The 12388-nt window shown below is 53.5% G+C and carries 14 protein-coding genes; 7 read left to right on the forward strand and 7 right to left on the reverse strand.

The annotated features are described in order from the left end of the window. Positions 1-97: 97 nt before the first annotated feature. Positions 98-1063: an L-Ala-D/L-Glu epimerase gene (gene ycjG / locus WM46_RS06120; RefSeq protein WP_102601729.1), complete on the forward strand. Its 966-nt coding sequence runs from the start codon at positions 98-100 to the stop codon at positions 1061-1063. On the opposite strand, the gene mpaA is transcribed toward ycjG, so the two are convergent. Then, positions 1038-1766, reverse strand: a complete 729-nt coding sequence (gene mpaA, locus WM46_RS06125; RefSeq protein WP_102601730.1) for a murein tripeptide amidase MpaA — start codon at positions 1764-1766, stop codon at positions 1038-1040. The genes ycjG and mpaA overlap by 26 nt on opposite strands. 183 nt (positions 1767-1949) lie before the next feature. On the opposite strand from mpaA, the gene WM46_RS06130 reads away from it, so the two are divergent. Then, positions 1950-3563, forward strand: coding sequence for an ABC transporter substrate-binding protein (locus WM46_RS06130; RefSeq protein ID WP_102601731.1), 1614 nt, complete (start codon positions 1950-1952; stop codon positions 3561-3563). Between the two features lie 35 nt (positions 3564-3598). On the opposite strand, the gene WM46_RS06135 is transcribed toward WM46_RS06130, so the two are convergent. Further along, positions 3599-4369 carry a DeoR/GlpR family DNA-binding transcription regulator gene (locus tag WM46_RS06135; protein ID WP_061077643.1) on the reverse strand — a complete coding sequence of 257 codons (771 nt, stop codon included), beginning with the start codon at positions 4367-4369 and terminating at the stop codon, positions 3599-3601. A gap of 98 nt (positions 4370-4467) precedes the next feature. Here WM46_RS06135 and WM46_RS06140 point away from each other — a divergent pair, with 98 nt between their 5' ends. Beyond that, entirely contained in the window at positions 4468-4851 is a 384-nt protein-coding gene (locus WM46_RS06140) for a VOC family protein (RefSeq protein ID WP_102601732.1), read from the forward strand. A gap of 83 nt (positions 4852-4934) precedes the next feature. On the opposite strand, the gene WM46_RS06145 is transcribed toward WM46_RS06140, so the two are convergent. Continuing rightward, positions 4935-5954 (reverse strand): mechanosensitive ion channel family protein, encoded by a 1020-nt coding sequence (locus WM46_RS06145; RefSeq protein WP_061077641.1) that lies wholly within the window; start codon positions 5952-5954, stop codon positions 4935-4937. 243 nt (positions 5955-6197) lie between these two features. Here WM46_RS06145 and WM46_RS06150 point away from each other — a divergent pair, with 243 nt between their 5' ends. Continuing rightward, entirely contained in the window at positions 6198-6458 is a 261-nt protein-coding gene (locus WM46_RS06150) for a DUF2534 family protein (protein WP_043001925.1), read from the forward strand. A 45-nt stretch (positions 6459-6503) separates the two neighbouring features. Here the strand turns inward: WM46_RS06150 and uspE are convergent, their stop codons facing one another. From uspE to ogt, 3 genes are all read right to left on the reverse strand, one after another. Next, positions 6504-7454, reverse strand: coding sequence for a universal stress protein UspE (uspE, locus tag WM46_RS06155; RefSeq protein ID WP_061077640.1), 951 nt, complete (start codon positions 7452-7454; stop codon positions 6504-6506). 150 nt (positions 7455-7604) lie between these two features. Beyond that, positions 7605-8357 carry a fumarate/nitrate reduction transcriptional regulator Fnr gene (fnr, locus tag WM46_RS06160; RefSeq protein ID WP_003020397.1) on the reverse strand — a complete coding sequence of 251 codons (753 nt, stop codon included), beginning with the start codon at positions 8355-8357 and terminating at the stop codon, positions 7605-7607. Between the two features lie 194 nt (positions 8358-8551). After that, a complete protein-coding gene (gene ogt / locus WM46_RS06165) occupies positions 8552-9067 on the reverse strand; it encodes a methylated-DNA--[protein]-cysteine S-methyltransferase (RefSeq protein WP_061077639.1) in 516 nt (171 codons plus the stop codon). Positions 9068-9491: 424 nt separating this feature from the next. Here ogt and smrA point away from each other — a divergent pair, with 424 nt between their 5' ends. Continuing rightward, positions 9492-10055 carry a DNA endonuclease SmrA gene (smrA, locus tag WM46_RS06170; protein ID WP_102601733.1) on the forward strand — a complete coding sequence of 188 codons (564 nt, stop codon included), beginning with the start codon at positions 9492-9494 and terminating at the stop codon, positions 10053-10055. Here the strand turns inward: smrA and WM46_RS06175 are convergent. Beyond that, the gene (locus WM46_RS06175; RefSeq protein WP_102601734.1) at positions 10052-10858 is read right to left on the reverse strand and encodes an IclR family transcriptional regulator C-terminal domain-containing protein; all 807 of its coding nucleotides are present in this window, start codon (positions 10856-10858) and stop codon (positions 10052-10054) included. The two genes, smrA and WM46_RS06175, sit on opposite strands and share 4 nt — an antisense overlap. A gap of 170 nt (positions 10859-11028) precedes the next feature. Between WM46_RS06175 and WM46_RS06180 the strand changes: the two genes are divergently transcribed. Next, positions 11029-11718: a 3-oxoacid CoA-transferase subunit A gene (locus WM46_RS06180; RefSeq protein ID WP_102601735.1), complete on the forward strand. Its 690-nt coding sequence runs from the start codon at positions 11029-11031 to the stop codon at positions 11716-11718. Positions 11719-11728: 10 nt separating this feature from the next. Continuing rightward, positions 11729-12385, forward strand: coding sequence for a 3-oxoacid CoA-transferase subunit B (locus WM46_RS06185; protein WP_102601736.1), 657 nt, complete (start codon positions 11729-11731; stop codon positions 12383-12385). Positions 12386-12388 lie beyond the last annotated feature (3 nt).

Raw genomic sequence — 12388 nt, forward strand, 5'->3', positions numbered from 1 at the left:
TTAACGTCATAGTTAGTTTATGCCAACAGCCGATAACACGGCAAACGCTATTTCGGTGAAGCGCACAAACCACCACGTCATTACTTAAGGAGAAAAAATGCGTTCTGTGAAGGTATACGAGGAAGCCTGGCCGTTACATACCCCTTTTGTGATTGCCCGTGGCAGCCGCAGTGAGGCGCGTGTCGTGGTGGTTGAACTGGAAGAAGAGGGCGTGAAAGGGATCGGTGAGTGCACGCCCTATCCGCGTTACGGGGAAAGCGATGCATCCGTGATGGCGCAGATCATGAGCATTGTCCCGCAACTGGAAAAGGGACTGACCCGGGAAGCATTGCAAAAACTGCTCCCGGCAGGCGCGGCGCGCAACGCGGTTGACTGTGCGCTGTGGGATCTGCAGGCCCGCCAGCAGCAACAAACGCTGACTGAAACCCTCAACGTGGCGCTGCCGACGACAATCGCCACCGCACAGACCGTAGTGATTGGTACCCCGGAACAAATGGCGGCCAGTGCAGCGGCGCTGTGGGAAGCCGGAGCCCGACTGCTGAAGGTGAAACTGGACGATCGGCTGATCAGCGAACGTATGGTGGCGATTCGGTCGGCGGTACCGGAAGCGACCTTAATTGTCGATGCCAATGAGTCATGGCGGGCGGAAGGGCTGGCGGCGCGCTGCCAGCTGTTGGCCGATCTGGGTGTCGCGATGCTGGAACAACCGCTTCCGGCGCAGGATGACGCCGCGCTGGAAAATTTTATCCATCCGCTGCCGGTCTGCGCCGATGAGAGCTGCCATACCCGCAGCAGCCTGAAAGCGCTGCATGGGCGGTATGAAATGGTCAATATCAAGCTGGACAAAACCGGCGGACTGACCGAGGCGCTGGCGCTGGCTACCGACGCCCGCGAACAAGGATTTGCCCTGATGCTGGGCTGCATGCTTTGCACGTCACGGGCCATTTCTGCCGCATTACCGCTGACGCCGCAGGTCAGCTTTGCCGATCTTGACGGTCCTACCTGGCTGGCGGTTGATGTGGAGCCCGCACTGCACTTTACGACCGGACAACTGCATCTTTAGGATGCCAGCGCAGAAGCGTGGACATCGCCTGGAGATATTTCTCGCTGGCCTCATCTGATGAGATCGGCGGGAATTCCGCAGTGATGCAGTGTAAATTCAGATCCGCACACCAACTGCCGAAAGAGCCGGGCGTTTCGTAACCTACGCTTGTCACCAGCGGTAGTTCAAACGCCTGCGCCAGCCATTCACCGAGCTCGCTGCTTTTGGAATCTTCAATACAGGCCAGTGGATCATGGAAAGAGACCACCCACGCGGGGTGAATGCGGTGAATGAGCTGACATAACGCCTGGGTTTCCGGTTCCGAACCCGGGTGATCTCCCGTCAATAACACCACGTCACGCGTGTCTGCGGCGCTGTTCCAGCGATAAACCGTCTCTCCGGCTTTCCAGTTAGCCGACGGGAAATTGCGATTAAGGTCGACGCCGTTAGCGTTCGCACGCAAACCGAGCTGACAGCCGTCCGGGTTCACTGCGAGGATCACATGGTGGCGGCGCAGTGAAGGCGTCAGCGTGCGCAGTGCGCAGGAGAGCGTGACCACTGATGCGTTTTCGTCGCCGTGCGTTCCCGCGATAATCAAGCCACTGTCACGACTGGCAACGGCTGCCGGAAACCAGATCAGCGGTGCACCCAACAGTGAACGTCCATAATGTTCGGTTCCTGGCGGAAAGGCGCCGCGTTCGGCGCGAGGGCGGGTAACGGTCATAAGCGTCTCTGAATTCAGGGATTATTACTCGCAGTGTTGTGCAAATTGGGTCGATAATCAAATCGTTTTCGCATGGACAGATTTTTAGTCGTAATATCAATTTTCTGCAGGAAGATGTTTGCATTTCCTTCAGGCGAAACAAATAATTACGCCATCGTGAATAAGCCGGATTGAGGGGACTCTATGAAGCACGCTGTTTCAGTAACCTGTTGTGCGCTGTTGGTTAGCAGCATTTCTCTGTCATATGCTGCGGATGTTCCCAGCGGAACGGTACTGGCAGAGAAGCAGGAGCTGGTTCGCCATATAAAAGATGAACCGGCGACGCTTGATCCGGCTAAAGCGGTTGGCCTGCCGGAAATTCAGGTTATTCGCGATCTGTTTGAAGGACTGGTGAACCAGAACGAGAAGGGCGAAATCGTGCCTGGCGTCGCCACACAATGGAAAAGCAACGACAATCGAATCTGGACGTTTACGCTGCGGGATAATGCACGCTGGTCAGATGGCACGCCGGTGACCGCCCAGGATTTTGTCTATAGCTGGCAGCGTCTGGTGGACCCGAAAACGCTGTCACCCTTTGCCTGGTTTGCCGCGCTGGCAGGAGTCAATAACGCTCAGTCGATCATTGATGGCAAAGCGACGCCCGATAAGCTTGGCGTGACCGCCATTGACGCTCGTACCCTGAGAGTGCAACTGGATAAGCCGCTGCCGTGGTTCGCCAATCTCACCGCCAGCTTTGCGTTCTATCCGGTGCAAAAAGCCAACGTGGCAAGCGGTAAAGACTGGACCAAACCGGGCAATCTGGTGGGTAACGGCGCCTACGTGTTGCAGGATCGCGTGGTGAATGAAAAGCTGGTGGTGGTGCCGAATACGCAGTACTGGGATAACGGTAAAACGGTGCTGCAAAAAGTGACTTTCCTGCCGATTAATCAGGAGTCCTCGGCCACCAAACGTTACCTGGCGGGGGATATTGATATCACCGAGTCCTTCCCGAAAAATATGTACCAGAAGCTGTTAAAGGACATTCCGGGGCAGGTCTATACGCCACCGCAGTTGGGGACCTATTACTACGCCTTTAACACGCAGAAAGGGCCAACGGCGGATTCCCGCGTGCGTCTGGCGCTGAGCATGACCATCGACCGTCGCATTATGGCGGAGAAAGTGTTGGGGACCGGGGAAAAACCGGCCTGGCATTTTACGCCGGACGTCACTGCCGGCTTTACGCCTGAACCGTCTCCGTTCGAGCAGATGAGTCAGGAAGAGCTGAATGCCCAGGCGAAAACGCTGTTGCGTGCGGCGGGATACGGTCCGCAGAAGCCGCTTAACCTGACGCTGTTGTACAACACCTCTGAGAACCACCAGAAAATCGCCATCGCGGTGGCTTCGATGTGGAAGAAAAACTTAGGTGTGGATGTAAAGCTGCAAAACCAGGAGTGGAAAACTTACATCGACAGCCGTAATACCGGAAACTTTGATGTGATTCGCGCTTCCTGGGTGGGGGATTACAACGAACCTTCCACTTTCCTGTCGCTGCTGACGTCGACGCACTCCGGCAATATTTCCCGTTTTAACGACCCGGCGTATGACAAAGTCATCACTCAGGCGACGATGGAAAACACTGATAAAGCGCGTAACGCGGACTACAATGCGGCGGAAAAAATCCTCATGGAGCAGGCGCCCATCGCGCCAATTTATCAGTACACCAACGGGCGCTTAATCAAGCCGTGGCTGAAAGGGTATCCGATCATGAACCCGGAAGATGTGGCCTATAGCCGGACCATGTACATCATCAGGCATTAACCATCCATCAGCGGGCGCGGAAACGCGCCTGCTGATCACACCGTATAAATGCGAATATCATGTTCGCGAAACGCCTCGCAGTACTCCTTGCTGATATTCGCTTCAACCACAATGACATCGATCTCACCACTTTGGGCGACAACATAGCGAGCCACGGCCGGGATCTTGTCTGCCGTCAGCGCGACAATGGTCTCATTGCACTGCCGGAGCACTGCGCGCTTAAATTCACAATCGGCGTAATCAAACCCGGTCAGACCGGATTCCGGCGCCATCGCACAGCCGCCGATAAACCCCTGGTCGAATAACATCCCCTGAACCTGCGCGATCGCCGATGCGCCGACGCAACCACCCGAAGAGCGCTGCAGCTGACCGCCGAGCATGATGACGTCATACAGAGGCTTTTTTAACAGTACGGCAGCGATTTCCGGCGAGTTGGTCACCACGGTCAAAGAGAGTTCTGCCGGAAGCGCCTCCGCCATCGCCAGGTTGGTCGTGCCGGTGTCGATAAAAATACAGCTACCGGATTTGACCAGTCGTGCACATTTTTGCGCGATACTGCTCTTTTGATCGGGCTTCTTCGTTTTGCGGATCGAATAGTCACCCGCTTCCGGCAGCATCATTACCGCGCCGCCATACACTTTCTTGCAGATGCCTTCCTTGCTGAGTTCATGGAGATCGCGGCGAATCGTGTGCTCCGACACGTTCAGCCGGGAGGCGAGGTCACTGCATACCACGCGCCCATTCTCCTGCAGGATCTGCTGAATCAGGGCTTGTCGTTGTTCCGGGAAAGCTGCATAATCGAGCATGATAAATCCTGAAAACCATAACATCGAGCAATATAGCGCATGATCGGGCAAAACGGTCGGTGCTGTCAACGTTCTGACGGGTTGAAACGAGGTGAAACATGAAAATCGCACATATGGCGCTATGGACCACGGAACTGGAGGCGCAGGCGCGCTTCTGGGCTGGTTTTTTTGGCGGAACGCTTAATGAGAAATACATCAGCAAGAACAATCCCGGATTCGAATCTTACTTTGTGCGCATCGGTGATGATATTGCGATTGAACTGATGACGAAACCCGCACTGCGAGCCCTGCGCCCGGATAACCAGACGACCGGGTGGGTACATCTGGCGATCGCGGTTGGCAGCGCTAAAAAAGTGGATGCGCTGGCAAAAAAAGCGCAGGCGCAGGGGATTCTGGTTTCACCACCGCGCACGACCGGGGACGGTTATTATGAAGCGGTCATCAAAGACCCGGACGGGAATTTTATCGAAATTGTTGAGTGAACGGATAATAACGCATTATCTGAGTAAGGTGCCTCAGGTCAATATGTCCTGAGGCTATCACATGTTGCGAATAGCGCTTTACTTTAACCCTGACTGCTATTATTGAGATAGAGTGTCTGGCTCGGGAAGGCGAAATCAGCACCATGGCTCTGTACGATATCAATAATATTAAGATAAACCTGTTGCTGAACCGCTAACCACTCTTCCCAGACCGTTGTCCGGGTAAAACAATACACCATAATATTTAATGAAGAGTCACCAAAGCCGTTAAAATAGACCAGCAGCGTTTGTTGCTGATCGATATCGGCATGGGTTTGTAGCATTTGCCGAATGGCATTGACGATCGTACCCACTTTACTGGCATCTTCGTAACGTAACCCGACAACCGTGTTGATTCGACGGTTGCTCATCCGGCCGGGATTCTCTACGCTAATCGAGGAAAAGACAGAGTTAGGAACATATAACGGACGATGATCAAAGGTGGTGATTTTGGTCATCCGCCAGCCAATTTCCGCCACGGTGCCTTCAATATTGCGATCCGGGGAACGCACCCAGTCGCCGATACTGAATGGGCGATCGAAATACAACATAATGCCGGAAAAGAAGTTACTCAGGATATCTTTCCCTGCCATGCCCACGGCGATGCCGCCGATGCCACCAAAGGTGAGTAATCCCGACAGGCTCATGCCGAAGTGTTCACCATAAAGCAAAATAATGACGACAATGAGGGTGATTTTGATAATCCGCGATAAGATTCGCGCGCTGGTGACGTCTCGCCCTTTTTTAATTTGCGATTTTTCAAACTGATTAATCACCAGAAACAGTTTTATCGTCAGAATCAGGGCAATCAACGACGTACAAACAAAGTCGATAATACTGGATGAAACCGCGCTGATGTTATAATGAGTAATAACGGTATTAGCGATGCGTCCTAATGTACCGATCATCAGCGCATAAATAAGAAACTGAGCCGTATGGAAGACAAACCCTTTCTTGCGTTTATGTGCATGACGAAAGAAAACATTCATCAGGATTAAGCTAAAGACGCTACTTAAAATAACCGTCAGATTGAAGATGTTTTTGACGAACAGCTCTGCAAACATATTTATCCCCGGCTTTCCGCTGCCTCTGAAATGACAAGAAATAACCTGTAACTTACTAATGGTACTCAGGATAAACATTCAAGTCATCAATAAATAGGGGTAATAAATAGCGCTTTCAGCGTTTTTACGCCAAGAAGCTTTCAATGTGACGGATTTGTCGGAGGAACTGATGCAGACTTTTTCATAATGTCATGGTATTGTTGCGCCAAGGTAACAAAAGTTTGGTAACAGAAGGACACTACGATGATAATGGAAAAGCTGAAGACGGCGAAGGGCAAAAAGTTTCTGCTCTGCCTGCTGGGTGTGTTTATTATTGCCGCATCGGTTGTCACGCGCGCCACGATCGGTGGGGTGATTGAACAGTACGATATTCCGCTTTCTGACTGGACGACGTCAATGTATGTCATTCAGTCATCAATGATTTTCGTCTATAGCCTGGTTTTCACCGTGCTGCTGGCCATCCCGTTGGGGATTTATTTCCTTGGCGGTGAGGACAAGCACTAAAAGAAAAGGCCCAAATAATTGGGCCTTTCGTTTATTCACAACGCGTTAGTCGTCTTCTTCGTCGTCGAGTTCGACGGGCGTCTGGTACTGGTCAGGTTTGATGACCAGCAGGTCACAACGCAGATGATCGATGACCTGTTCTGCCGTATTCCCCAGGAAGGCCGCGGAAATTCCCGTGCGGCCCACTGTACCCAGAACCACAATCCCCGCCTGCAGATGTTCCGCTAAATCGGGGATTACCTCTTCCGGTAACCCTTTCTCAACGTGTGTGACTTTCTCGTCGATACTGAATTTTTGCCGCAGCGCTTTCATTGCCAGCAGGTGCTGACCGCGAATCGCATCGTTGTAGACGCTGGGATCAAATTCCGGCAGTTCAATCGCGATATTGATCGGCGTGACAGGGTAGGCCCCGACCAGATGCACTTCAGTATGGTTAACCTGTTCGGCGAGTTGCAGCGTCTCTTTCACCAGCTTCTCATTCAGCGCATTATGGTAGGGCTCTTCACTGGCGAGGTTCACCGCCACCAGCGCTTTACCACCTTCCGGCCAGGGCTGATCTTTCACCATCCATACCGGACTTGGACATTTACGCAGCAGATGCCAGTCGGTAGGAGTGAAGATCACGGCTTCCAGTCGGTCATGCTGGTGCGCCATTTTCAGCACCAGATCGTGCCCGGCGCTGATCACTTCCTGAATAATGGCTTCAAAAGGACGGTTGTGCCAGACCACTTTAATGTCAACAGGAACGCCTGCTTCAATGTAGTATTTTGCTTGTTCGCGTATCCACGCCGTCCGCTGACTAATGACGCCCTGACGCATTGCCGTACGCTCATCCGGCGACAGCAAGGTGGTCATCTCGTAGGAAAAGTCATAGATCGGCAAAAAGGCTTTAATTTTGCCACCAATCCGTTGATGCAAATAAACCGCACGCCGTAACGCAGGTTGATCGTCCTGATTCGGATCGATAACCACCAGCATGTTTTGATACATAGCCATACAGGGTCTCCTTACAACTGTCATCGCAGTTTGTAACTAAAAGAGTAACCCAAGAATGTGAATTGAAACAGGGAAGAACCTTCTGTCAGATCAATAAATCAGGAAAATTTAACGATTCGACAGAAGGGTTTCTGAAGGGTTGCGGAAAGATTAAGCAACGTTGCGGGTGTGTCCGGCGAGAACCGCCAGCGCATCACTGTTTTCAATAGTGATGTATTTCCCTTTCACCGCCAACATCCCGCTTTTCTGGAAACGACCCAACAGACGGCTGATCGTTTCAACGGTCAGGCCCAGGTAGTTACCGATATCGCCACGGGTCATGGTCAGACGGAATTCACGTGGAGAGAAGCCACGCTGCGCAAAGCGACGGGACAGGTTATAGATAAATGCTGCCAGACGCTCTTCCGCGTTTTTCTTCGACAGCAGCAGGATCATATCCTGGTCACCTTTGATCTCACCACTCATCAGACGCATCATCTGCTGACGCAGATTCGGCATTTTGCCGGACAGATCATCAAGTGTCTCAAACGGGATTTCACAGACCATTGAGGTTTCCAGTGCCTGCGCAAAACTCGGATGATGACCGCTACCGATCGCGTCGAAACCGACCAGGTCGCCCGCGAGGTGGAAGCCGGTGATCTGCTCATCGCCTTGTTCAGTAATGGTATAGCTCTTGATCGTACCGGAACGAATGGCATAGAGCGATTTCAGCTCATCACCCGCTTTAAACAGCGTCTGGCCTTTCTGGATCGGCTTTTTACGCTCGATAATATTATCAAGCTGATCAAGCTCATGCTCGTTAAGTGTGAACGGGATGCAAAGCTGGCTGATACTGCAATCCTGGCAATGGATAGCACAACCGCCAGACTGAATGCGCCGTATAATTCGCTTTTCCGGGATCATAGGTCTGCTCAAGCCGTAATTGATATTTGTCAATTTTAACATCTTTTTGGTGAGCACGTAAGTCTGAGGTAACCCCAATAGCGGATAATTCCGGCATGTGTGAGCAAAATATTTCTATCCCTTTGAAAATCCTTATCTTCCGTGTGGCGTCTTTACGTAAAAGTGTGAGCAAGAAGGCACGAATTGCCTGGAGACTACAGCAACAGGTAACCTTCATGGCGCAACAACCACTCTTTCCGCTGCACGCCGCCGGCGTAACCGGTCATGGTGCCGTTTCGTCCGATGACGCGATGGCAGGGCACCACAATGCTGATCGGATTCGAGCCGTTCGCCGCGCCAACCGCCCGTGCCGCGCCTGGGCGTCCCAGTTGTTCAGCCAACTGACCGTAGTGCATCACCTGACCACAAGGAATGGTTCGCAATGTTTGCCAGACTTCCCGCTGAAAAGGGGTGCCACCGGTGGCGGTGGGCAGCGCATCGATCGCGCTGAGGTTACCGGCAAAATAGTCGGCAAGTTTGTCGCACAGACCGCCAGGATTGGTTGCACTGATGCGGGTATAACCTTCGACGCGGTAATGAATATCCAGCAGTTGCACCATGCGTTCGCTGTACTGTTCCCACTCGATAGCGCGAAGCCTGAACTGCTCGTCGCAAATTACCCAAAGTGGACCCAGCGGGGTCATCATTTTCTCTTCCAGTAGTGTCAGCATCGGTTGCCTCGTTGGCATGCAGTCGGTGGGGCGTCAACGTATCATGGTCACTGCCAGCAGTGCTATACCCCTGATTTGGGATAAAAAAATAGAGCCTGTCGACATCCGCCAGACTCTACAGTACACACAGCAGTTTATCCTTCATGTGTTCCCGTTATTATTCCGTGTGGCGGGTAATGTCTTATAGCAAGAACTGTTTACTGAAGCCAGCCATCATGGGTGATTGATTTCACGAAAATCTAAGTTAAATCAAACGGATTTAAGAATCACTCAATTTGAGTTAATCACGAATGAAATCGCCTGGGCTTAGTGCATCATGGCTTTATGACACCCTGATGTTTACTGGAAGCATCTGTAAACCGTTGTCGCCCTCCTGGGGGACGGCTATGATAGTGACTGTCTTTAAAAAGCGGGAGGACACAGCATGAACCTTGACGACAAATCGTTATTTCTTGACGCCATGGAGGATGTTCAGCCGCTGAAACGTTGCGCCGACGTACACTGGCAGCCCGTGCGCAATGCGCGGGCCCCGCAGCGTATTGATACACTCCAGCTTGATAATTTTCTCACCACCGGTTTTCTGGAGATCGTCCCGCTGACGCAACCGCTGGAGTATCGCCGGGAAGGGCTGCAGCAGGGCGTGCTCGATAAGCTGCGCACGGGGAAATACAGCCAGCAGGCGAGCCTCAATCTGTTGCGTCAGCCGGTGGAAGCCTGCCGTCAACAACTGTTCAGTTTTCTTCTCCAGTCGTTACAGGATGGACTGCGCAACGTGCTGATCATTCACGGTAAGGGGCGAGACGATAACTCACATGCCAACATCGTGCGCAGCTATCTGGCACGCTGGTTGACCGAATTCGACGACGTTCAGGCCTACTGCGTGGCGCTGCCGCATCATGGCGGCAGCGGGGCGTGCTATGTGGCGTTGCGCAAATCCGCGCAGGCGAAGCAGGAAAACTGGGAACGTCACGCCAAGCGCAGCCGTTAATGCAGTAAAAGCGACAATTCCTGCGCGGCTTTCTGCAGCTCGGGCAGTACGCGGCTGCGCAACTCGTCCGCCGTCACCTGTCCGGCATGTACGCCCACGTTAAGCGCCGCCAGCACCTGACCCTGGCTGTTCATCAGCGGCACGGCAATGGACCGCAATCCCATCTCCAGTTCCTGATCGTTTAGCGCATAACCCTGGTGCCGCACTTTCTTCAGTTCGGCGCGCAGGGCGGGGACGGAATCCACGGTCTGCGAGGTGTAACGGATCATGGTGATGCGCCCGAGCATATCGTTCAGTTTGTCCTCTGAAAGATGACTGAGCAAAACGCGTCCCATTGAGGTGGACCACGCGGGCAGCCGACTGCCGATGTCCAGATCGATGGTCATAATGCGTGAGCTGGAGGCGCGGGCGATATACAAAATATCGTCACCATCGAGAGTGGCGATGGAACAGGATTCATTGAGCATTTCGCTCAGATGTTTCAGAACCGGTTGAGTGGCGCGAGCCAGCGGAGTGGAGGCCAGATAGGCATGGCCCAGCGCCAGGATCCGCGGACGTAGTTCGAAATTTTTCCCATCTTCGGCATAGACGAACCCCAGTTTTCCCAGCGTATACAGACAGCGTCTGACCGCCGCGCGCGGGATCCCGGTTTTCTGGCTAATCTGCGATATCGACATCACCCGCCGCTGCGGCGTGAACGCCTGAATCACCTCCAGCCCGCGAGCCAGCGACGCCATATAGTTTGGATCGCCCTTGAACGGATCGGTCTCATTGTTCAGTCGGTCATCAGGATGTTTTTCCACTGTTTTCCTCTCGTTGTTCGCCACGGATCACATTCTTCGTACAAACATAAACGATGTTCGATTATCGCACCATATTTCGATTATCGCCCTTGCCTGACTTCGTTAAGTGGGTCACATTTTGTGCGAACAACGCAAAAATGTGCGAAATCCGCACCACAAGGAGCGAGCTGATGATTGATAAAAGTGTGCCTTCGCTGGAGGAGGCCATCGCCGGGATCCCGGACGGCGCCACCATCATGATTGGTGGTTTTGGTACTGCCGGACAACCCACCACATTGATCGATGCGCTCATCGCGCAGGGCGCTCGCGACCTTACCATCATCAATAACAATGCGGGCAACGGTGAAGTCGGTCTGGCCGCGCTGTTGAAGGCCAGACGCGTACGCAAAATGATCTGCTCTTTTCCGCGTCAGGTGGACTCACAGATTTTCGATGCCCTGTATCGCCGTGGCGAGGTTGAACTGGAGCTGGTACCCCAGGGGAATCTGGCGGCGCGCATTCAGGCTGCCGGGGCTGGCCTGGGGGCTATCTATACGCCAACAGGCTTCGGTACGCCGCTGGCTGAAGGCAAAGAAACTCGCCACATCGAGGGGAAAAACTATGTGCTCGAATACCCGATTAACGCCGATTTTGCCCTGATAAAGGCGCATCAGGCCGATCGTTGGGGGAATCTGGTGTACCGCAAAGCGGCGCGTAACTTTGGTCCGATCATGGCCACCGCCGCGCAAACCACGGTGGTGGAGGTGAATCAGATTGTCCCTCTCGGCGAACTTGATCCCGAGCACGTCATCACGCCGGGGATTTTTGTCCAGCGCGTGTTTTCGCTGGAAAACCTCACCCATGCAGCGCTGCGCGCCTAAGGAGCCAACGATGAAGACATTATCCCGTGACGACATGGCCAGACGCGTGGCGCAGGATATCCCGGAAGGGGCATACGTCAATCTGGGGATCGGCTTGCCAACCCGTATTGCGAACTACCTGCCAGCGGAAAAAGAGATTTTCCTGCACAGTGAAAATGGCCTGCTCGGGATGGGGCCAAAACCGGCGGAAGGGGAAGAAGATCCGGAGCTGATTAATGCCGGGAAAGAGTACGTCACGCTGTTGCAGGGCGGTTGCTATTTCCACCACGGCGACTCCTTCGCCATGATGCGCGGCGGGCATCTGGATATCTGCGTGTTGGGGGCGTATCAGGTCTCGGCCTCCGGGGATCTCGCCAACTGGAGCACCGGCGCGCCGGATGCCATTCCCGCCGTGGGCGGCGCGATGGATCTGGCGATCGGCGCGCGTCAGGTGTTTGTGATGATGGACCATCTGACCCGCGACGGCGAGTGCAAACTGGTTGAACACTGTACCTATCCCTTAACCGGCATGGGCTGCGTCAGCCGCATCTATACCGACCTGGCGGTGATTGATATTACCGATTCGGGCCCGGTTGTCCGGGAAATTTTCAACGGTCTGTCTTTTGAGGAGCTGCAACGTCTGACGCCGGTGACTCTGAGCTGTGAACCGCTGGCGCAAAGCGCATAAGGA

This window comes from Citrobacter freundii complex sp. CFNIH2, from assembly GCF_002880615.1.
In the GTDB taxonomy this organism is placed as follows: Bacteria; Pseudomonadota; Gammaproteobacteria; order Enterobacterales; family Enterobacteriaceae; genus Citrobacter_A; species Citrobacter_A amalonaticus_F.

Excerpts from the sequence above, each read along its gene's own strand:
- ycjG (WP_102601729.1), top strand. The coding sequence starts at position 98 with ATGCGTTCTGTGAAGGTATACGAGGAAGCCTGGCCGTTACATACCCCT.
- mpaA (WP_102601730.1), bottom strand. The coding sequence starts at position 1,766 with ATGACCGTTACCCGCCCTCGCGCCGAACGCGGCGCCTTTCCGCCAGGA.
- WM46_RS06130 (WP_102601731.1), top strand. The coding sequence starts at position 1,950 with ATGAAGCACGCTGTTTCAGTAACCTGTTGTGCGCTGTTGGTTAGCAGC.
- WM46_RS06135 (WP_061077643.1), bottom strand. The coding sequence starts at position 4,369 with ATGCTCGATTATGCAGCTTTCCCGGAACAACGACAAGCCCTGATTCAG.
- WM46_RS06140 (WP_102601732.1), top strand. The coding sequence starts at position 4,468 with ATGAAAATCGCACATATGGCGCTATGGACCACGGAACTGGAGGCGCAG.
- WM46_RS06145 (WP_061077641.1), bottom strand. The coding sequence starts at position 5,954 with ATGTTTGCAGAGCTGTTCGTCAAAAACATCTTCAATCTGACGGTTATT.
- WM46_RS06150 (WP_043001925.1), top strand. The coding sequence starts at position 6,198 with ATGATAATGGAAAAGCTGAAGACGGCGAAGGGCAAAAAGTTTCTGCTC.
- uspE (WP_061077640.1), bottom strand. The coding sequence starts at position 7,454 with ATGGCTATGTATCAAAACATGCTGGTGGTTATCGATCCGAATCAGGAC.
- fnr (WP_003020397.1), bottom strand. The coding sequence starts at position 8,357 with ATGATCCCGGAAAAGCGAATTATACGGCGCATTCAGTCTGGCGGTTGT.
- ogt (WP_061077639.1), bottom strand. The coding sequence starts at position 9,067 with ATGCTGACACTACTGGAAGAGAAAATGATGACCCCGCTGGGTCCACTT.
- smrA (WP_102601733.1), top strand. The coding sequence starts at position 9,492 with ATGAACCTTGACGACAAATCGTTATTTCTTGACGCCATGGAGGATGTT.
- WM46_RS06180 (WP_102601735.1), top strand. The coding sequence starts at position 11,029 with ATGATTGATAAAAGTGTGCCTTCGCTGGAGGAGGCCATCGCCGGGATC.
- WM46_RS06185 (WP_102601736.1), top strand. The coding sequence starts at position 11,729 with ATGAAGACATTATCCCGTGACGACATGGCCAGACGCGTGGCGCAGGAT.